This window comes from Enterobacter bugandensis (genome assembly GCF_900324475.1).
In the GTDB taxonomy this organism is placed as follows: domain Bacteria; phylum Pseudomonadota; class Gammaproteobacteria; order Enterobacterales; family Enterobacteriaceae; genus Enterobacter; species Enterobacter bugandensis.
This window is the reverse complement of record NZ_LT992502.1, coordinates 3,702,039-3,722,060: the sequence shown is the minus strand read 5'-3', so window position 1 is coordinate 3,722,060 and position 20,022 is coordinate 3,702,039. Positions and strand designations below refer to the sequence as shown.

The 20,022-nt window shown below is 60.0% G+C and carries 19 protein-coding genes; 9 read left to right on the top strand and 10 right to left on the bottom strand.

What is annotated here, in order from left to right:
• Positions 1–2 precede the first annotated feature (2 nt).
• Positions 3–1,454: a PTS cellobiose/arbutin/salicin transporter subunit IIBC gene (ascF, locus tag DG357_RS17935; RefSeq protein WP_045261256.1), complete on the bottom strand. Its 1,452-nt coding sequence runs from the start codon at positions 1,452–1,454 to the stop codon at positions 3–5.
• 213 nt (positions 1,455–1,667) lie between these two features.
• Between ascF and DG357_RS17930 the strand changes: the two genes are divergently transcribed.
• From DG357_RS17930 to DG357_RS17915, 4 genes are all read left to right on the top strand, one after another.
• Positions 1,668–2,681: a LacI family DNA-binding transcriptional regulator gene (locus tag DG357_RS17930; protein WP_032644912.1), complete on the top strand. Its 1,014-nt coding sequence runs from the start codon at positions 1,668–1,670 to the stop codon at positions 2,679–2,681.
• 133 nt (positions 2,682–2,814) lie between these two features.
• Positions 2,815–3,360, top strand: coding sequence for an electron transport protein HydN (gene hydN / locus DG357_RS17925; RefSeq protein ID WP_088204191.1), 546 nt, complete (start codon positions 2,815–2,817; stop codon positions 3,358–3,360).
• A 6-nt stretch (positions 3,361–3,366) separates the two neighbouring features.
• A complete protein-coding gene (gene hypF, locus DG357_RS17920; protein WP_088204190.1) occupies positions 3,367–5,583 on the top strand; it encodes a carbamoyltransferase HypF in 2,217 nt (738 codons plus the stop codon).
• A gap of 1 nt (position 5,584) precedes the next feature.
• Entirely contained in the window at positions 5,585–6,607 is a 1,023-nt protein-coding gene (locus DG357_RS17915) for a HoxN/HupN/NixA family nickel/cobalt transporter (RefSeq protein WP_045261259.1), read from the top strand.
• 90 nt (positions 6,608–6,697) lie between these two features.
• Here DG357_RS17915 and norW read toward each other — a convergent pair whose 3' ends face one another.
• Together norW and norV are read right to left on the bottom strand one after the other, a co-directional pair.
• A complete protein-coding gene (gene norW, locus DG357_RS17910; protein WP_049002020.1) occupies positions 6,698–7,831 on the bottom strand; it encodes an NADH:flavorubredoxin reductase NorW in 1,134 nt (377 codons plus the stop codon).
• Positions 7,828–9,270 carry an anaerobic nitric oxide reductase flavorubredoxin gene (gene norV, locus DG357_RS17905; protein WP_088204189.1) on the bottom strand — a complete coding sequence of 481 codons (1,443 nt, stop codon included), beginning with the start codon at positions 9,268–9,270 and terminating at the stop codon, positions 7,828–7,830. Before norV ends, norW begins: the two co-directional genes overlap by 4 nt.
• 187 nt (positions 9,271–9,457) lie before the next feature.
• Between norV and norR the strand changes: the two genes are divergently transcribed.
• A complete protein-coding gene (gene norR / locus DG357_RS17900; RefSeq protein WP_088204188.1) occupies positions 9,458–10,972 on the top strand; it encodes a nitric oxide reductase transcriptional regulator NorR in 1,515 nt (504 codons plus the stop codon).
• Here the strand turns inward: norR and gutQ are convergent.
• The 7 genes from gutQ to srlA all read right to left on the bottom strand — a co-directional run bounded on the left by gutQ (position 10,969) and on the right by srlA (position 15,879).
• A complete protein-coding gene (gutQ, locus tag DG357_RS17895) occupies positions 10,969–11,934 on the bottom strand; it encodes an arabinose-5-phosphate isomerase GutQ (protein ID WP_088204187.1) in 966 nt (321 codons plus the stop codon). The two genes, norR and gutQ, sit on opposite strands and share 4 nt — an antisense overlap.
• Complete coding sequence (srlR, locus tag DG357_RS17890) at positions 11,927–12,700, bottom strand: glucitol operon DNA-binding transcriptional repressor SrlR (protein ID WP_010434430.1); 774 nt, start codon at positions 12,698–12,700, stop codon at positions 11,927–11,929. The genes gutQ and srlR overlap by 8 nt, the downstream gene beginning before the upstream one ends.
• 63 nt (positions 12,701–12,763) lie before the next feature.
• Positions 12,764–13,123 (bottom strand): transcriptional regulator GutM, encoded by a 360-nt coding sequence (gene gutM, locus DG357_RS17885; protein ID WP_063437567.1) that lies wholly within the window; start codon positions 13,121–13,123, stop codon positions 12,764–12,766.
• Positions 13,124–13,190: 67 nt separating this feature from the next.
• A complete protein-coding gene (gene srlD, locus DG357_RS17880; protein ID WP_023294411.1) occupies positions 13,191–13,970 on the bottom strand; it encodes a sorbitol-6-phosphate dehydrogenase in 780 nt (259 codons plus the stop codon).
• 14 nt (positions 13,971–13,984) lie between these two features.
• The gene (gene srlB, locus DG357_RS17875; RefSeq protein ID WP_045261263.1) at positions 13,985–14,347 is read right to left on the bottom strand and encodes a PTS glucitol/sorbitol transporter subunit IIA; all 363 of its coding nucleotides are present in this window, start codon (positions 14,345–14,347) and stop codon (positions 13,985–13,987) included.
• 12 nt (positions 14,348–14,359) lie between these two features.
• A complete protein-coding gene (gene srlE / locus DG357_RS17870) occupies positions 14,360–15,319 on the bottom strand; it encodes a PTS glucitol/sorbitol transporter subunit IIB (protein ID WP_045261264.1) in 960 nt (319 codons plus the stop codon).
• Positions 15,316–15,879, bottom strand: a complete 564-nt coding sequence (gene srlA, locus DG357_RS17865; RefSeq protein ID WP_003862164.1) for a PTS glucitol/sorbitol transporter subunit IIC — start codon at positions 15,877–15,879, stop codon at positions 15,316–15,318. The genes srlE and srlA overlap by 4 nt, the downstream gene beginning before the upstream one ends.
• 253 nt (positions 15,880–16,132) lie before the next feature.
• Between srlA and mltB the strand changes: the two genes are divergently transcribed.
• From mltB to DG357_RS17845, 4 genes are all read left to right on the top strand, one after another.
• Positions 16,133–17,233, top strand: a complete 1,101-nt coding sequence (gene mltB, locus DG357_RS17860; RefSeq protein ID WP_168733281.1) for a lytic murein transglycosylase B — start codon at positions 16,133–16,135, stop codon at positions 17,231–17,233.
• A gap of 257 nt (positions 17,234–17,490) precedes the next feature.
• A complete protein-coding gene (locus DG357_RS17855) occupies positions 17,491–18,144 on the top strand; it encodes a metal ABC transporter ATP-binding protein (protein ID WP_028014193.1) in 654 nt (217 codons plus the stop codon).
• The gene (locus DG357_RS17850) at positions 18,141–19,001 is read left to right on the top strand and encodes a metal ABC transporter permease (RefSeq protein ID WP_108780345.1); all 861 of its coding nucleotides are present in this window, start codon (positions 18,141–18,143) and stop codon (positions 18,999–19,001) included. The genes DG357_RS17855 and DG357_RS17850 overlap by 4 nt, the downstream gene beginning before the upstream one ends.
• 14 nt (positions 19,002–19,015) lie before the next feature.
• Positions 19,016–19,894, top strand: a complete 879-nt coding sequence (locus tag DG357_RS17845) for a metal ABC transporter substrate-binding protein (RefSeq protein ID WP_069732785.1) — start codon at positions 19,016–19,018, stop codon at positions 19,892–19,894.
• The last annotated feature ends 128 nt before the right edge of the window (positions 19,895–20,022 follow it).

The following is a 20,022-nucleotide window of genomic DNA, read 5'->3' as shown; positions in this document are numbered from 1 at the left end:
ATTTATGCTTTTGCTGCGTTGTTCTGTACCGGTGCGGTCTGCAGGGCGCGCGCTTTTTCAGCCTCGTCTTCGACCGGAATATCCTCAAACCCTAACAGCAGGGTCAGAACAAATGACAGCACCACGGCCAGCCCCATTACGCCAAACACCCAGACGATGGTCATCGGGTTGGCCGGGTCGAAGAACTGCACGCTGGTAAACAGCCCCGGCGCCGCCATCGAGTGGCTGGCAAGGCCTGCCATACCCGCCACCGCGCCGCAGATAAAGCCGCTGATCAGGCTCGCAATCAGCGGACGCTTCAGGCGTACCGCTACGCCGTACAGGGCCGGTTCAGAGATCCCCGCCATGATGGCGGAGGCCGCCGCGGCCAGCGCCGTCTGGCGCAGTTCCGGGTTTTTCGTTTTCCATGCCACCGCCAGCGACGAGCCGCCGAGCGACAGGTTGGCGCCGATTTCTGACGGCATCACCATTCCTTCTTTGCCCGTTTCGGCAATGGTCTGAATGATGGTCGGCGTAAACACGCGGTGCATCCCGGTCATCACCAGCAGCGGCCACAGTGCGCCCATGATGGCGACGGAGAGCCAGCCCAGGTAGCCGTGAATGGTGTAAACCAGCGCGGAGATGGCGCTACCGATCCAGATCCCCAGCGGGCCAATCAGGACGATGGCGAGCGGGGCGGCAATCAGCACGATCAGCATCGGCTTGAGGAAGTTTTTGGTCACCGCCGGGGTGATGCGATCCACCCAGCGTTCGATATACGACAGGCACCAGGTCATGACCAGCGCCGGGATGACGGTATAGGTGTATTTCACCGCCGTCACCGGAATAAAGGCGAACTCAACGTGCTCGCCCTGCGCGGCTTTCGCCATCAGTTCGATAAAGCTCGGGTGCACCAGCACGCCCGCGATGGCAATCGCCAGCGACATATTGGTTTTAAACTTCACCGCCGCCGAGGCCGCCACCATCAGCGGCAGGAAGAAGAACGCCCCGTCGCCTATGACGGTCAAAATGGTGAGCGTCGGCGCGCCTTTTTCCAGCACGCCAGTCATTTCGAGGATCATCGCCAGCAGCTTGACCATCGAACCGCCGATGATCGCCGGGATCAGCGGCGACATGGTGCCGATCAGCGCGTCGAGGATCCCGGCACCAATGCGGCGTAACGTCAGCTTCTGCGGGCCTTCCGGTACCACGGGCTGCAGGTCAACGGGCAGCAGGCTCACTACTTCGCGGTACGCTTGTGAAACCGTGTTGCCAATAATCACCTGGCACTGGTTGTCGTTACGCACCACGCCAAGCACGCCGCTGATGCTTTTCAGGCGCGCAACGTCGGTAAGATTTTCGTCTTTCAGAACGAAACGCAGGCGCGTCATGCAGTGGGTGACGGCGACGATGTTCTCTTTGCCGCCCAGCGCGCTGATAACGTCGTTTGCCAGCGCAGCGTAGTTTTTGGCCATCGGATCTGTTCCTGTTATCGTTGTGTGAAATGTAGGAAACCGGTTCCACATAATCATCATGAGTTTCTTTTGTTGAAACAAGACCGCTTTTTGGACATTTTTTCTTTTCGTGATGAAGATCGCAGTGGGGTGTAGAAAGCGTGACGTCGTCGCTGCGACAATTTTTTCGCGGTGCAGTACACTGCCCGCATGAGTTTCGGATGGAAGAACAATATGACCACGATGCTGGAAGTGGCGAAGCGGGCAGGCGTATCGAAAGCGACGGTCTCCCGGGTGTTGTCGGGCAACGGCTACGTTAGCCAGGAGACCAAAGACCGGGTTTTTCAGGCCATTGAAGAGAGCGGCTATCGCCCGAACTTGCTGGCGCGAAACCTGGCGACCAAACGCACCCAGACGCTTGGGCTGGTAGTGACCAACACCCTGTATCACGGCGTCTACTTTAGCGAGCTGCTGTTTAACGCCGCGCGGATGACGGAAGAAAAAGGGCGGCAGCTGATCCTCGCCGACGGCAAGCACAGCGCCGAAGAAGAGCGCGAGGCGATCCAGTATCTGCTGGATATGCGCTGCGATGCGGTAATTATCTACCCGCGTTTTCTGAGCGTGGAAGAGCTGGACGAGCTCGTCGAGAAATGCGAGCAGCCGATTATGGTGCTTAACCGCCGCCTGCGGAAAAACAGCAGCCACAGCGTCTGGTCCGATCATAAAGCCTCGTGTCAGGACGCGGTGTCGCAGCTGATTGCGAAAGGGCACCGGGAGATTGCCTTTATCACCGGTTCGCTGGATTCCCCCACCGGGGTTGAGCGTCTTTCCGGTTACAGGGATGCGCTGGCGCAGCACGGTATTGCAGCGCGTGACGCGCTTATCGCCGAAGGGAAGTGGAACCCGGCCAGCGGCGCGGCGGCGGTCACTCAACTCCTCTCCCGCGGCGAACCGTTTACCGCGCTGGTGGCGAGCAACGACGATATGGCGATCGGCGCCATCAAGCAGCTGCACGACAGCGGGGTCGCCACGCCGGACGCGGTGTCCGTCATCGGCTTTGACGACGTGGCGATAGCGCCCTACATCGTGCCGTCGCTCTCCAGCGTCCGTATTCCGGTGACGGCGATGATCCAGGAGATCGTCAGTCGCCTGATTTTCATGCTCGACGGCGGAGAGTTCAAATATCAGCAAACCTTTTCTGGCGAGCTTGTCCTGCGCGACTCCGTTACCGATGGCCCGCACCGCTGACGTCGACATCTGTCATCGTCACTAATGACGATGACAGAAACGCTGCGTTTTTATTATCCTTAAAAATCAGTGTGTTAAATATTGGCACGGTTTATGAATAGCTTCGCGCATAACAGTTATGCCGGAGAAGCAGATGAACCGTTTTATAATGGCCGATGCCAGCAAGTGCATTGGTTGCCGTACCTGTGAAGTGGCGTGCGTGGTTTCCCACCAGGCGGAGCAGGATTGCGCCTCTCTCACTCCCGATACCTTCCTGCCGCGCATTCACGTCATTAAAGGTGTGAATATTTCCACCGCCGCCATCTGTCGCCAGTGTGAAGATGCGCCGTGTGCCAACGTCTGTCCGAACGGGGCGATTAAGCACGAGAAGGGCTTTGTGCACGTGATGCAGGAGCGCTGCATCGGCTGCAAAACCTGCGTGGTGGCGTGTCCGTATGGCGCGATGGAGGTGGTTGTCCGCCCGGTGGTGCGCAACAGCGGCATGGGGCTGAGCGTGCGGGCGGAGAAAGCCGAAGCCAATAAATGCGATCTTTGCTATCACCGCGAAGCCGGCCCGGCCTGTATGGAGGCCTGCCCGACGCACGCGCTGGTCTGCGTGGATCGTGACAAGCTTGAGCAGATGAGCGCAGAAAAACGCCGTCGCGCGGCGTTCGACACCTCGTCATCGCTGCTGTTTTAAGCTGCGATGAGCGTTAACGGCGTACTGCTTCGGGTGCGCGGCAAAGTGCAGGGCGTGGGGTTTCGGCCCTTCGTCTGGCAGCTGGCGCACCGGCTGAAGCTTGTGGGTGATGTCTGCAACGACGGAGAGGGTGTCCTGGTGCGTCTCGCGGGTAATGGGGGGGACTTTACCGCGAGGCTGCATCAGGACTGCCCACCGCTGGCGCGCATCGATCGCGTTGAAACGCAGCCGTTCACCTGGGCGGACATGCCTGAGGACTTTACCATCCGCCACAGCGATCGCGGGGCGATGGATACGCAAATCGTGCCGGATGCCGCCACCTGCCCGGCGTGTCTGGCTGAAATGCGCGATCCCCGCGAGCGCCGCTATCGTTACCCGTTTATCAACTGCACCCACTGCGGGCCGCGGTTTACCATTATACGCGCCATGCCGTACGACCGTCCGGCCACGTCGATGGCCGCATTCCCGCTCTGCGCGCCGTGCGAAACCGAGTACCGCAACCCGGCCGACCGCCGCTTCCACGCCCAGCCGGTGGCCTGCCCGGACTGCGGGCCGCAGCTGGAATGGCGAGCCGGAGATGCTGTTGCCATACGCGAGTCGGCTTTACGCGCGGCGGTGGCGATGCTGAAAGGCGGCGGCATTGTCGCGGTGAAAGGGCTGGGCGGTTTCCACCTCGTTTGCGACGCGCTGGATCCGCAGGCGATACAGAAACTGCGAATGCGCAAGCAGCGCCCGACGAAGCCGCTGGCGGTGATGCTACCGGATGCGGACGATCTGCCGGAGACGATACAGACGCTGTTACGCTCGCCCGCGGCACCGATCGTGCTGACGCCGAAAGCTTCGCTTCCCGCGTTTCCCGAGGAAATTGCCCCTGGGCTCGACTGCGTTGGCGTGATGCTGCCCGCGAACCCGCTCCAGCATCTTTTGCTGATGGACTGCCGGCGCCCGCTGGTGATGACCTCCGGCAACCTCAGTGGCAGGCCGCCTGCCGTCACCAACGCGCAGGCGCTGGAGGATCTCAGCGGCATCGCGGACGGCTTCCTGCTGCACAACCGCGACATCCTGCAGCGCATGGATGATTCGGTGATGGATCGGGATGGCGCTATCCTGCGTCGCGCCCGGGGTTTTGTGCCCGATGCCGTCACGTTGCCTGCGGGTTTTGAGAATATCCCCGCCATGCTGTGTACCGGTGCAGAGATGAAAAACACCTTCTGCCTGGTGCGCGGCAACCAGGCGGTGCTGAGCCAGCACTTTGGCGATCTGAGCGACGAGGGCGTAGAGGCGCAGTGGCGCAGCGCGCTCTCGACGATGCAGGACATCTACGCTTTCCAGCCTGATAAGCTGGTGTGCGATGCCCATCCGGGGTATCGCGCGCGCCGGTGGGCGCAGGAGCAGGCGCTGCCCGTCGAAACCGTGCTACATCATCACGCTCACGCGGCGGCGTGCCTGGCGGAGAACGGCTGGCCGCTCGGCGGCGGAGACGCTATCGCTCTGACGCTGGACGGGATCGGCATGGGCGAGAACGGCGCGCTGTGGGGCGGAGAGTGCCTGCGGGTGAACTATCTCGACTGCGAACGGCTCGGCGGCCTGCCTGCCGTGGCGCTGCCGGGCGGCGATCTGGCGGCAAAGCAGCCGTGGCGTAATCTGCTCGCCCACTGCCTGGCGTTTGTCCCGGACTGGCAACGCTACCCGGAAACGCGAGCGGTTCAGCGCCACAGCTGGCCGCTGCTGGCAACGGCGCTCCAGCGTGGCATCAACGCGCCACAGGCCTCGTCCTGCGGTCGTTTGTTTGACGCGGTCGCCTGCGCGCTGGGCATCGACGCGCAGTACTATGAAGGCGAGGCAGCGTGCAGGCTGGAGGCGCTGGCATCGCAGTGCGCGGGCGTTGACCATCCGGTGATTCTGGAAGCGAATAACCTTGCGCTGTTCTGGCAGCAGTGGCTGAACTGGCAGGCGGAGCCCTGCGAGCGCGCGTGGGCGTTTCACGACGCGCTGGCAAAAGGGCTGGCTCAGCTCGCCGCGCGCCATGCCCGACGCTTATCGATTTCGACAATCTGCTTCAGCGGCGGCGTGTTGCACAACCGCCTGCTGCGCACGCGCCTGCGTCATCATCTCTCTGACTTTACGCTTCTTTTTCCTTCGCGCCTGCCCGCAGGTGACGGAGCGATCTCCTTCGGGCAGGCGGTGGTTGCCGCTGCCCGGTCATGTTCAAAAAGGATTTAAAATGTTACGACTGTTACGCAACGAACCTCGCGCCGCGCTTCTGCTGCTGGCTCTGGTAATGGCAAACCTGCTGGCCTGGGGATGGGCATGGCACTCTTTTAGCGGCAGCACGGCGCTGATGGCCGCCAGCCTGCTGGCGTGGTGCTACGGGCTGCGCCATGCGGTGGATGCCGACCACATCGCGGCCATTGATACCGTGACGCGTAAGATGATGCAGCAGGGCAAACGCCCGTGCGGGGTGGGGGCGTGGTTCTCGCTGGGGCACTCCACCATCGTGGTGCTGGCCTCCATTGCCATCGCCGCCACCGCCACGGCGTTTCAGAAAAACATGGAATGGTTCCACGAAACCGGCAGCCTGATTGGCACTGCGGTATCCGCCACCTTCCTGCTGGCGATGGCGCTGGTGAATATGGTGATCCTGCGCGGCGTCTGGCGCAGTTTCCAGGCGCTGAAAAAGGGCCAGACGGTGCAGGGTGACGTCACGCTGCCTGCCCAGGGGGGCGTTATGAACTGGCTGTTCGGTAAAACCTTCCGCCTCGTCAATAAAAGCTGGCAGATGTATCTGGTGGGTTTCCTGTTTGGCCTCGGCTTCGACACGGCCACCGAAATTGGCGTGCTGGGGATCTCCGCCGCCAGCGCCTCCAGCGGGATGTCCGTGTGGTCAATCATGATCTTCCCGGCGCTCTTCGCCAGCGGCATGGCGCTGGTGGATACGCTCGATAACCTGCTGATGGTCGGTGCCTACGGCTGGGCGTTTGATAAACCGCAGCGCAAGCTCTACTACAACATGACCATCACCGGCACCTCCGTGGTGGTGGCGCTGTTTATCGGCGGGCTGGAAGCGCTGGGCCTGCTGATGGATAAATTTGCCCTCAGCGGCGGCATCTGGGATCTGATCGGCGCGGTAAATGACAACCTGGGCAACGCCGGGTTTGTGGTTGTCGGGCTGTTCGTTGCCTGCTGGCTCATCTCCATGGCCAACTATCGCTGGCGCGGCTACGACGCGCTGGTGGTGCGCTCCTGAACTCCCCACCCTGTTTTACCCGGCGGCGCTACGCTTGCGCGGGTCTGCATGTAGGCCGGGTAAGCGGAGCGCCACCCGGCAATACGAGGGTTAAGCAGGTAGCGATTTCAGCAGCGCGAAAGCCTCCTTCATCCGGTCTTCGCTGACGACAAAGGCGCGCATCTGACCGTCTGCATCGGTGCCGCGCGCCACCATTCCCTGCGGTTCGAGGGTAATTTGCCAGTTCAGATCCTGACGCTGCGTTTCACCTGCAAGATGCAGCGGCAATTCCGGCGTTTTGACCTTTACCAGCATGGCGGGTAATTTCAGCGGCGCGCTGCCGCCGAGCAGGTTTTTTGCCAGATACATGGCGCTTAATTGTATCGGTTGCAGGAAGGGCAGCACCTGGCCGTTAATTTCCGCGCAGTCGCCCAGGGCATAAATATCCGGCCGCGTGGTTTGCAGGTAGCTATTTACCTTCACGCCGCGGTTGATTTCAGCCCCTGCACGATGCGCCAGCGCGGTTTCCGGGCGCAGGCCCGTCGCGGCAACCACCGCATCCACTTCTACGCTGCGGCTGCGGTCGAGCGTGGCACGGATACCGCCTTCGGTTTTGCTCAGGCTTTGTAGCTGCGATTTCAGCAGCAGATGCACGCCCATATCAGTCAGACGATGCTGTAAGCGACTGCTTACTTCTGCCGGCATCAGCGCCGACAGAATGCTCGCCGCGTGGTCAACCAGGGTCACGGATTTTCCCGCCCGACAGAAGTCCATCGCCAACTCGGTGCCGATCAGCCCGCCGCCGACGATCATCACTCTGGCGGCATCGCGTAGCCGGGTTTCGCTGGCCTGATACTCCTGCTGGCTGTTGAGGGTAATCATCAGCTCGCGGCCTTCAACCGGCGGCACAAACGCAGATGCCCCGGTCGCCAGCACCAGCCTGTCGTACTGCCAGGTTTTCTCTTTCGCTTTTACCACGTGGGCGTCAGCATCGATATCGGTGACCCAGGTGTACGGAAACAGACGCAGGTTGAACTGCTCCGCGAACTCCCCCGCCGTCTGGCGGGTGAGGTCATCGGCGCGCTGATTCTGGCTAATGACGTGGCTTAAATCAGGCTTGTTGTACTCGTCCATGCTGTCGGCGGCGATCAGCGTCAACGGCACGTTTGCATCCTGTTTGCGGATATTTTTCACCAGTTGGCGGGCAGCAAAGCCCGAGCCGATGATAACGATGCCGTTGCTCATTTTGCCTCCGTTGCCAGTTCATCAAACACGTCTTTGCCGAGGGAGCATTCCGGGCAGAGGAAGTTGTCCGGCACCTCGCTCCACGGCGTGCCCGGGGCTACATCCTGCAGCGGTTCGCCCAGCTCAGGATCGTAGATCCACTGGCAGACGCTGCACTGCATGCGCGGACCGAGATCGGTGCTGGCTGCTGCAGAACAGGTTTGTGGCTGTTCCGCAGGTTTTGCGGTGACTTCAGGAAGCGGGGCGAGCGCCCACTGACGGGCGATGTCGCGGCCATGCTGGCGGCAGATTTCCAGCGCGTCGATATCCGGACGCCATTTCGCCTTCAGGCTCATGGACATCTCAAAACCCGCATCCTGTAAACGGGTAGAAAGACGGTCTACCGCGCCGCCGCTCCAGCCGTGAGAGCCAAAGGCGCTGGCGCGTTTGTTACGAAAGCGCAGGCCGGTCATCTCTTCCACCAGGCCGGCAATCTTCGGCATCATCACGTTATTCATGGTGGAGGTACCCACCAGCACGCCTTTGGAGCGGAAGACGTTGGTCAATACCTCGTTCTTATCGCTGCGCGCCACGTTGAAGATTTTCACCGCCACGTTCGGGTCAACTTCATTGATCCCCTGGGCAATCGCGTCCGCCATCATGCGGGTGTTGTTGGACATGGTGTCGTAGAAGATAGTGATGCGGTCTTCCTGGTAATCCGCGGCCCACTTCAGGTACAGCTCGACGATCTGGGTGGGGTTTTCACGCCACACCACGCCGTGGGAGGTCGCAATCATGTCCACCGGCAGGTTGAAGCCGAGGATCTCGGTAATTTTAGGGGTCACCAGACGGCTGAACGGGGTCAGGATATTGGCGTAGTAGCGCTGGCACTGTTCGAACAGCTCGGTCTGATCCACTTCGTCATTGAACAGGCGTTCGTCGCAGTAGTGCTGGCCGAAGGCGTCGTTGCTGAACAGCACCGCGTCGTCGGTCATGTAGGTCATCATGCTGTCCGGCCAGTGCAGCATCGGGGTTTCGACGAAGATCAGCTGCTTGCCGTTGCCGATATCCAGCGTGTCGCCGGTTTTTACGGTGTGGAAGTTCCACTCCGGATGGTGGTGGTGGCCGTTAATTGAATCAATGGCGTTGGTGGTGCAGTAGATTGGGGTATCCGGAATGTGGGACATCAGCTCGGTCAGCGCCCCGGCGTGGTCCTCTTCCGCATGGTTGATGATGATGTAGTCGATGTCATTCAGGTCGATTTCACCGCGCAGGTTCTGCACGAACTCACGGCTGAATTTGTGATCGACGGTATCGATCAGGACGTTTTTACCTTCGCGGATGAGATAGCTGTTGTAGCTGCTGCCGCGCAGCGTTTTGTATTCCGTCCCGTGGAAATCGCGCACTTCCCAGTCACGTTGACCCACCCAATGAATGTTATTTTTAACCAGAATAGACATAGCAACCTCAACTTAATACAGCGTTTTTAAATAAGATGGTTTGCTTATATCAAGTTGCGTGCCAACTTTTTAAATTATTAATATTCAATAAGTTGTGATTTAATGCCCCATAATGAGTAGTCATTATGACTATCCTAAAAAGAGTCAATATGACATTATGCATTGTCAAAATGACAGTGAGGCAGGCATGAGTTTTTCCGTAGACGTGCTGGCGAAGATCGCCATAGAACTGCAAACCGGTATCGGCCATCAGGACCGCTTTCAGCGCCTGATCTCCACGCTGCGCCACGTGCTGGATTGCGATGCGTCGGCGCTGCTGCGTTACGAAGGGCGGCAGTTTATTCCGCTGGCTATCGACGGCCTGGCGAAGGACGTACTCGGGCGGCGCTTTACGCTGGAGGGCCACCCGCGTCTGGAAACCATCGCCCGCGCGGGCGACGTGGTGCGTTTCCCGGCAGACAGCGATCTGCCCGATCCGTACGACGGCCTGATTCCGGGGCAGGAGAGCCTGAAGGTGCACGCCTGTATTGGCCTGCCGCTGTTCGCCGGGCAGAATCTGATTGGCGCATTAACCCTCGACGGCATGTCGCCGGATCAGTTCGACACCTTCAGCGACGAAGAACTGCGCCTGATTGCGGCGCTGGCCGCCGGGGCGCTGAACAATGCCCTGCTGATAGAGCAGCTGGAGAGCCAGAATATTCTTCCCGGCAGCCCGGCGGCGTTTGAGCCGGTGGCGCATACGGAGATGATCGGCCTTTCGCCCGGCATGGCGCAGCTCAAAAAAGAGATTGAGATTGTTGCCGCGTCCGATCTGAACGTGCTGATCTTCGGAGAGACCGGTACCGGTAAGGAGCTGGTGGCGAAGTCCATCCATGAAGCTTCGCCGCGCGCGGTCAACCCGCTGGTGTACCTCAACTGCGCCGCGCTGCCGGAAAGCGTGGCGGAGAGCGAGCTGTTCGGTCACGTCAAAGGGGCGTTTACCGGGGCCATCAGCAACCGCAGCGGCAAGTTTGAAATGGCCGATAACGGCACGCTGTTTCTTGATGAGATTGGCGAGCTTTCCCTTTCACTTCAGGCCAAGCTGCTGCGCGTATTGCAGTACGGCGACATCCAGCGCGTGGGGGATGACCGCAGCCTGCGGGTGGACGTGCGTGTCCTTGCTGCGACCAACCGGGATCTGCGCGAAGCGGTGCTGGCCGGGCAGTTCCGAGCCGACCTGTTCCATCGGCTGAGCGTGTTCCCGCTGTCCGTGCCGCCGCTGCGTGAGCGCGGAGACGACGTGGTGCTGCTGGCGGGTTATTTCTGCGAACAGTGCCGTCTCAAAATGGGGCTGTCCCGCGTGGTGCTTAGCCCGGGGGCGAGAGCGCATCTGCTCAGCTACGGCTGGCCGGGCAACGTGCGCGAGCTGGAGCATGCGATTCACCGCGCGGTGGTGCTGGCGAGGGCGACGCGCTCGGGGGATGAAGTGGTGATTCATGCGCGCCATTTTGCGCTGCATGAGGAAAATGCCCCGACCGTGAAGCCTGCTGTGCCTGAGAGCGCAATCGAAAACCTGCGCGAAGCGACGGAAGAGTTTCAGCGTCAGATGATTACCCGCGCGCTGGAGCAGAATAACCGCAGCTGGGCGGCGTGCGCGCGGGCGCTGGAGATGGACGTCGCCAACCTGCACCGGCTGGCGAAGCGTCTTGGGCTGAAGGGTTAAATAATCCCGGCCTGGTAGAAGTCCTGCAGGTTGATAGCGCCGCACAGCCTGCCGTGCTCGTCCACCACCGGTGCGGCGGTGATTTTGCGCTTCATCAGCACCTCTTTGGCTTCAATGGCGCGGCTGTCGGCATTGAGCGTCAGCCCGCCTTTGGTCATGGCGTCAGACACGTTTGTTTCCAGCCTGCCGCCGCCCACCATCCAGCGGCGCAGGTCGCCGTCGGTGAACACGCCCTTCACGTTTCCGCCGTCATCGCATACCGCCACCAGCCCCAGACCGGTGCGGCTCAGCTCCAGCATCGCGTCCATCACGCTGGTATCGAGTTTGACCTGAGGAATGGCATCGTCGGTGCGCATCAGATGGTGAACCTTGTTGAGCAGTCGCGCGCCGAGCGCACCTGCCGGATGCGAACGGGCAAAATCTTCCTCATTGAATCCGCGCGCCTGCATTACCGCCATCGCCAGTGCGTCGCCCATCATCAGGGTGTTAACGGTGCTGGAGGTCGGGGCGAGGTGCATCGGGCAGGCTTCACGCTCAACGGAAATATCCAGCGTCGCTTTGGCGGCCAGCGCCAGCGGCGAGCGGGGTTTCCCGGTCATCGCCAGCAGGGCGACAGATTTTTCCTGCAGGCGCGGAATAATCAGATCCAGCTCTTTGGCCGAACCGGAGTAGGAGATAAACAGCATCACGTCGCGGCTTTCGATCATCCCGAGATCGCCATGCAGCGCCTCTGCCGGATGCACGAAGAACGCCGGGGTACCGGTGCTGGCGAGCGTCGCGGCAATCTTCTTGCCGATATGGCCAGATTTACCGATGCCCGCCACAATCACTTTGCCTTCGCAGTGGATAATGGTGTTGGCGGCGCGGACAAAATCCTCGCCCAGACGTTCCGGCAGGCGGCTGGCTTCCTGCAGCTCCAGCATCAGCGTCTGGCGGCCCGTTTCTAACAGAAAATCACTCATCTCTTTCTCCGGTTACGATCACGTCGATCCCTTTCTCTTCCAGCGCTTTTTTGAACGCCGGATCGATACCCGCGTCGGTAATCAGCTTATCAACGCTTTCGAGGCTACAGACAATATTGGGGCTTTTGCGGCCAAACTTCGACGAGTCGGCCATTAAAATCACTTCCCGCGCGGCGTTACACATGGCTTTGCTGACGCTGAACACCTCGTTAAACGTCGTGACGCCTGCGTTCAGGTCGATGCCGTCGGTGCCCATAAACAGTTTATCGAAGCTGAAGTGGTCGAAAGCGTTCTCCGCCAGCTGGCCGTGAAAGGACGCCGATTTTTTGCGGAAGGTGCCGCCGGGCATCAGGATGGTCTGCTCGCTGTCGAACTCGGACAGCGCGTTGACGATGTGCAGGCTGTTGGTCATCACCGTGATGTTGTTAAAGCGGCTGAGCAGGGGGATCATCTGCAGGACGGTACTGCCTGCGTCGAGGATGATGGAATCGCCGTCCTGGATAAATTTGACGGCGGCTTCGGCAATCAGCGCTTTCTGGTGGGTATTGATCAGCGTTTTGTGATCGATTGGCGGGTCCGCTTCGTCCTTGTTGAGCACCACGCCGCCGTAGGTGCGAATAACGGCGCCAGAGTTTTCGAGCAATACCAGGTCCTTGCGTATTGTCGTGCCGGTGGTGTCAAAGTAGTGGGCCAGATCCTCTACCGAGCATTTTCCCTGCTTTTGTAGATGCTCGAGAATGGCCGCCTGCCGCTGACGTGGTTTCATAGGCGCTTCGTTCCTTAGGTTGCGAAATGATAATTTCGCAAGTCTATAACTTTCACAACGAAATTATCCATGTTTCAGATTGAGCGCTAATGATAGTGCATTCCGACAGAGTGGATCATGGGGAAAGATCACATCAGGCTGCAATTCCTGTAACAAGAGGCCGTTGATTGCCTGGATTTTGGCCGGACGGGCAAATACCGTCACGCCACGCATGAGGAGGGAATCGCACACCCGGTCGTGCTCGTCCAGCGCTACGGCGACGACCACGCGCGGTTTAAAGCGTCCGCCGGAACGCCCGACGCCGACGCGGCCCTTCTGACACAGCGCATCAAACGCGCGGTTAAACTGGTGGATCTGCCAGCCGCCAAACGCCATCTGGCACAGCCAGGCGAGGGCGGCGACGGTGATGAGTGCGGTTACCATATCGACTCCTTGTTTTGTTCCCTCTCCCGGTGGGAGAGGGTTAGGGTGAGGGCATCAGGCCGCTCGATCAGAACATCACCTGCCCACCGGTCACGTTAATCGACTGCCCGGTGCAGTACGACGCTTTCGGACTGGCGTAAAACAGCAGCATGTTCAGCACGTCCTGATAGTCACACCCGCGCTTCAGCGGCACTTTATCGATGTAGTACTGCTCCACTTCCTCAGCCTTGATGCCGAGCTTGGTGGCGTACTGCGGCAGCAGGGACTGGAACATCGGCGATTTCAGCAGGTTGCCCAGCATCAGCGAGTGCACGGTAATCCCGTATTCGGCCAGATCCAACGCCAGGGACTGCGTCAGCCCCACGCCGCCAAACTTCGCCGCGCTGTACCCGGAGTTGTGCTTGCTGCCCACTTTCCCGGATTTTGAGTTGATCTGAATGATGCGCCCCTGAATGCCGTCGCGGATCATCAGGCGGGAAAACTCGCGGGCGCAAAGGAAATAGCCCACCAGATTCACCTGCAGCGAACGGTCAAAATCCCCCAGTTCGAAATCGCTGATAAACGCCGCTTTCGCAATCCCCGCGCTGTAGACCAGCAGGTCGGTGCGCCCAAAAATCTCGTCCACGCCGCGGGCCAGCGCCATCACGCTCTGCTCGCTGGTGGCGTCGGCACCAAACCCGTACGCCATCCCTTCGCCAAACTCGGTGTTAATGGTGTCGGCCACGCGGGCGGCTTTTTCACTCTGAATGTCCACTACCGCCACGCGGTAACCCTCAGCGGCAAGCCCACGGCAGAGGAACTCGCCTAAGGTTTGTCCCCCACCAATGACAACGGCAACCTGACTCATGTGACTCTCCTTAATTACGCAACAAATTTTAACGTGCAGCCTGGGGTGACAGCCTGCGGAACCGGGCCATCCACGTGAACCGTACCGGGGTATTCCGCCTGCGGCTGGCCGTCGAAGCGCAGGGTGATGTGGCCGAGCTCGCGCAGGTTTTGCTCGGCCACGTCGCCGACGGCGGTCACGGCATAGCGCGCCTCGCCCAGCTCCAGCTGGCTCCCGGCCTTCAGCTCGCCGTTCAGTTCGCCGTGGCAGTGGATAAAGCAAAACTCTTCGATATCCGCCGGAGCGCCTTCGCGGAAGGTGATCAGCATCTGGTCGCTCAGCGCGTCCGCTGCGCTCTGGCCGATGCGGGTAATGGTGGTCTGGTAAATGACGTTCATTGCAGGAACCTCTTATTGATAGATAAAGCCGGAGACAAACCAGGCAATCAGCACCGTCGGCGCGCCCGTCAGGAAGCGGCTCACCAGCACGGACGGCACGCCCACGCGCACGGTGTCCTGGCGCGCTTCGGCCAGCGACAGCCCCACGGGGATGAAGTCGCACGCCGCCTGGGCGTTAATGGCAAACAGGGCGGGCAGGGCGAGGTGCGGGGGAATGTTGCCCAGACCAATCTGCACCCCTATCAGCACGCCGATGACCTGGGCAATCACCGCGCCCGGGCCGAGGAACGGCGACAGCAGCGGGAAGGAGCAGATCAGCGCCAGCGTCACCAGCCCGAGCGGGTGGCTGGCGAGCGGGGCGAGGCCGTGGGCAATCCAGTCGCCCAGACCGGACGCCATGATGATGCCGATCAGCGCCGAGACGAACGCCATAAACGGCAGAATTGTTTTCAGCACCGTATCGATAGTGTCGCGTCCGGACTGGAACAGCACCGCCACGGCGGAGCCCATCCCCATCCCGACCTTTGCCAGCAGGCCGTCGCTCTGCTCGGTGATTTTCTTGCTGGTGTCGTACTCGCGCGGGGCTGCTTTTTGCGGCGCGGCAGTGCCATTCACCAGAGTGATGTTGTCCTCCTTCACGCCCGAGACATAAATGTCCTCAAGGATGTACTGCGCCAGCGGGCCGGATTTCCCAGTGGAGTGAATATTCACCGTCGGAATGCGGCGCTTCGGATAGATGCCGCAGCGCAGCGTGCCGCCGCAGTCAATCACCGCCACGCCTATGTCCGCTTCCGGCGGCTCGCCTTCTTTAAAGCCGTCAACCGCTTCCCAGCCGGTCAGCTCGCGCAGCTTGTCGACAATCGCCGGGCGCGTGCCCGCGGTGATGTAGACGATCTTTTTGCCTTCGGTGGCGTCGAACTCCAGCGGGCCGCCCCAGCCGCCCGTGCCTTTCTCAATGCGGATCCGGTTCATGCTGTCGCTCCTGAAAGATGGACCTTCTGTTCAAGCTGGATGCCCATTTTTTTCTCGAAAATAGCGGTGGTGAGGTCGGTCACCCAGCCGCGGAAGAAGTTGGTCACCAGGCCAACCAGCAGGTAGCTCACCGCCAGTGGGCCGAGCGGCAGGCCAAGCGTGGTCAGGCCGCTGGCGATCCCGAGATAGACAAACAGCTCACCGGGGTTGATGTGCGGGAACAGGCCGTTCATCGAGTGGCAGCTGTAGGAGGCGGCGGCGTAGTAGCTCGGCTTGTACTTTTCCGGCATAAAGCGGCCAAGGCTTAAGGTCATCGGGTTACAGAAAACAAAGGTGCCGATGAATGGCAATATCAGGTAGCGGGACAGCGGGTTACCGGCGCAGCGCTGGGCAAAGCGTTCGATGCGCTGCTGGCCGATAAAGTTGATCAGCGCGTTCATGATCACCAGCAGGCTGATCAGCAGGGGCAGGATCCCGGTCACCATGCCGGTGAACACTTCTCCGCCTTTCTGAAACAGCCCGATGAACCACTCGGCGCCGTGGGTGATGGTCTCTATCATTCTTCTCTCCTGTGGGGCTTTTTTGTTTTTGTATAACTGCGGCTAATAATAATCACTTTGAAAGGTTTTAAAGTGTTAGTTAGGTCTCACAATGAAAGAAAAATGTATTATTTTGAAAGTTAATTGGTGGGGTGAATGATTTTCGGTGGAAAAAAGCGCGGATTTGCGTTGTGGAGGCGCGTACCGCTTCCTTGAGGTGTTGCGGATGCTTTACCATACTGGGTTCTTATCGAACCCGTTAAATGGATGTCTCATGTTCAAGCGTCGTTATGCAGCGCTGTTGCCTGCGCTTATCCTGCTGTCTGCCTGTAGCAGCAAACCTAAGACCGAAGCCGTTCAGCAAACGGCGGGCGCGCCTTCCGGGGGATTCCTGCTGGAGCCGCAGCACAATATGATGCAGATGGGAGGCGACTTCGCGAATAACCCGGCGGCCGAGCAGTTCATCGATAAAATGGTGAGCAAACACGGTTTCGACCGCCAGCAGCTGCATGAAATTTTGTCTCAGGCGAAGCGTCTGGACTACGTTCTGCGCCTGATGGACAGGCAGGCACCATCCGCCCAGGTGCCGAGCGGGCCGAACGGCGCATGGCTGCGATACCGCAAACAGTTTATTACCCCGGACAACGTGCAAAACGGCGTGGCGTTCTGGAACCAGTATGAAGATGCGCTCAACCGCGCGTGGCAGGTTTACGGCGTGCCGCCGGAAATCATCGTCGGGATTATCGGCGTAGAGACCCGCTGGGGGCGTGTGATGGGCAAAACCCGCATCCTCGACGCACTGGCGACACTCTCCTTTAACTACCCGCGCCGCGCGGAGTATTTCTCTTCCGAGCTGGAAACCTTCCTGCTGATGGCGCGCAACGAGCAGGACGATCCGCTCGATCTGAAAGGGTCATTTGCCGGCGCGATGGGTTACGGCCAGTTTATGCCGTCGTCCTATAAACAGTATGCCGTCGACTTTAACGGGGATGGTCACATTAACCTGTGGGATCCGGTGGATGCCATCGGCAGCGTGGCGAACTACTTTAAAGCGCACGGCTGGACGCCGGGCGGCCAGGTTGCCGTGCAGGCGAACGGCGAAGCGTTTGGTCTGGAAAACGGCTTTAAAACCAAATACAGCGTTGCGCAGCTGACGGCGGCAGGCTTAACGCCAACCCAGCCGCTGGGCAATGTTGACCAGGTGAGCCTGCTGCGTCTGGACGTGGGAACCGGCTACCAGTACTGGTACGGCATGCCGAACTTCTACACCATCACCCGCTACAACCATAGCACCCACTATGCGATGGCTGTGTGGCAACTGGGGCTGGCGGTATCGCAGGCTCGCGTCCCGGCGGCGTCGCCGTTTAGTCAGTAACTCGCCTTATTCCGCCCTCTCCCTGTGGGAGAGGGCGCCCGCGCGCACCTCTTTCCCGCAGAAACATTTCGCCACACTCCCATTTCATTCCCGCCGTTTACATCTTCATCGCCTTTCATTATTGTTATGTTATAACATTATTTTTGAGTTGAAATATCCATGTCCCTGTTTTCTCTCTCATCCCCGGTTCGGCTGCTGCTGGCGATGGTGCTCATTCTGTTTCTCGGGCTGGCCGTGCGCTGGGCGGTGGCGCTGCCATGATCGTGATGAACGCACTGGTTGCGGGCTACGACCGCCAGCCCGTCACGCGTCCGCTTTCGGGCGTGATTGAACGCGGCAGCATGACCGCGATTATCGGCGCCAACGGCTGCGGCAAATCCACGCTGCTGAAAACCCTCGCCGGATTTATTCCGCCCGTCAGCGGCAGATTTCACTGGCAGGGTAGACGACCAGTAATCGGATGGCTGGCGCAGCGTCACGCGCTGGAAGCGCAGTTTCCGCTGACCGTGCAGGACGTGGTGAGCATGGGCTGCTGGCCCGGAATTTCGCTTTTCGCCGGTTTTCGTCGCGAAGCGCGTCTGCGCATTAGTGGTGCACTTGAGCGCGTGGGGCTGGAGTCGATGGCGCTCTCCACCATTGATGAACTCTCCGGCGGCCAGTTTCAGCGCATGCTTTTTGCCCGCGTGTTAGTACAGCAGGCGCCGCTGGTGATGCTCGACGAGCCCTTCACCGGCGTTGATGAAGCGACCTGCAACGTGCTGATGGATCTGATGCTGGAGATGTATATGCAGGGGCAAACGCTGCTCGCGGTATTGCACGACAGCGAGCGCGTAGCGCGCCACTTCCCGCAGACGCTGCGGCTGGATGCTGACGCCCCCCAGTGGAAAACCGAACGGGTGAGGGTGGCATGATCTGGCACACATTCTTCCAGCCGTTTATCGAATTCGGCTTTATGCGCCGCGCGCTGGTGGTTTGCCTGGCGCTCTCCGTCAGCACCACCGCGCTCGGCGTGTTTCTTCAGCTGCGCCGGATGAGTCTGATGGGCGATGCGCTTTCTCACGCCATTTTGCCCGGCGTCGCCGTGGGGTATTTGCTCAGCGGGATGTCGCTGTTGGCTATGACCGTCGGCGGGTTTATCGCCGGGATTGCCGTTGCGCTGGTGGCCGGGCTGGTCAGCCGCCGCACGCCGCTGAAAGAGGATGCCAGCTTTGCCGGTTTTTACCTGGGGTCACTGGCGCTGGGCGTCACGCTGGTATCTCTGCGCGGCTCGAATGTCGATTTGCTGCATCTGCTGTTTGGCTCAATCCTCGCGGTGGACAACGACGCCGCGCTGTTTGTGACCGGCGTGTGCATCTTCACCCTTATCATGCTGGCTCTTTTTTACCGCGGGCTGGTGACGGAGGCGTTTGACACCGCCTGGCTGGAGGTGAATGCCCGCTGGCTACCAGGCTTATTGCACGGTCTGTTTCTGGCGCTGCTGGTCCTGAACCTGGTGGCCGGTTTTCAGGTGCTCGGCACGCTGATGGCCGTCGGGCTGATGATGCTCCCGGCGGTGGCGGCGCGCTGTTGGGTCCGCACCTTACCCGGATTACTCCTGATGGCTGGTATCAGCGGTATTTTCTGCGCGTGGCTGGGGCTAAGCCTCTCCTGGGCGGCAAGTTTACCCGCGGGGCCATCTATTGTGCTGACCGCCAGCGCGCTGTTCTTTATTTCCGTTTTATTTGGCACGCGCAGCAGGCTGGCTGGCAGCCTGCGGGCGCTTTATTAACGCAAGGGGAAACGATGAAAAGTACAGGATTAATCATGGCGCTAGCGCTGGGGATGATGTCGCATAGCGTGATGGCGAAAACGCTGAATGTAGTCACCAGCTTTTCGATACTGGGGGATATCGCGCAGGAGGTGGGGGGCGATCGTGTAAACGTGACGACGTTGGTGGGGCCGGACGGCGATCCGCATACCTTCGAACCGTCGCCTAAGGACAGCGCGGCGCTGAGCAAGGCTGACGTGGTCGTGGTCAACGGTTTGGGGCTGGAAGGCTGGCTCGACCGCCTGGTGAAAGCCTCCGGGTTCAAAGGCCAGCTGGTCGTTGCCTCAAACGGGGTGAAAACCCACACGCTTAAGGAAGATGGAAAGACCGTGACCGATCCGCACGCCTGGAACAGCGCGGCGAACGGTGCGCTGTATGCGCAAAATATTCTGAACGGGCTGGTGAAAGCCGATCCGGAAGACAAAGCGGCGCTGGAGGCTTCAGGAAAACCATACATTGCGCAACTGACCCAACTGGACAGCTGGGCCAAAACGCGCTTTAGCCAGATCCCGCAGGAAAAGCGCAAAGTGCTGACCAGCCATGACGCGTTTGGTTATTTTGGCCGCGCTTACGGCGTAACCTTCATGGCACCTCAAGGACTCTCTTCAGAGAGCGAGGCCAGCGCGTCGCAGGTGGCGGAGATTATCAAGCAGATTAAAGCCGACGGCGTGAAAACGTGGTTTATGGAAAACCAGCTCGACCCGCGTCTGGTGAAGCAGATTGCGTCGGCGACGGGCGCACAGCCGGGCGGCGAACTTTACCCGGAAGCCCTGTCGGCAAAAGGTGGGGCAGCAGACACCTACGTTAAGGCGTTTCGCCATAATGTCGATACGCTTGCGAACAGCATGAAATAATATTTTTACAGCCGGTGCGCCCGCACCGGCTTTTTTCTGAAGCCCCCTCGTAAAACCTGAAGCGCATCCCCATATCTGACGAGAAAGTGCTATCTTGTGCTGCACGTTTTTCTCAAGCCTGGAGCAAG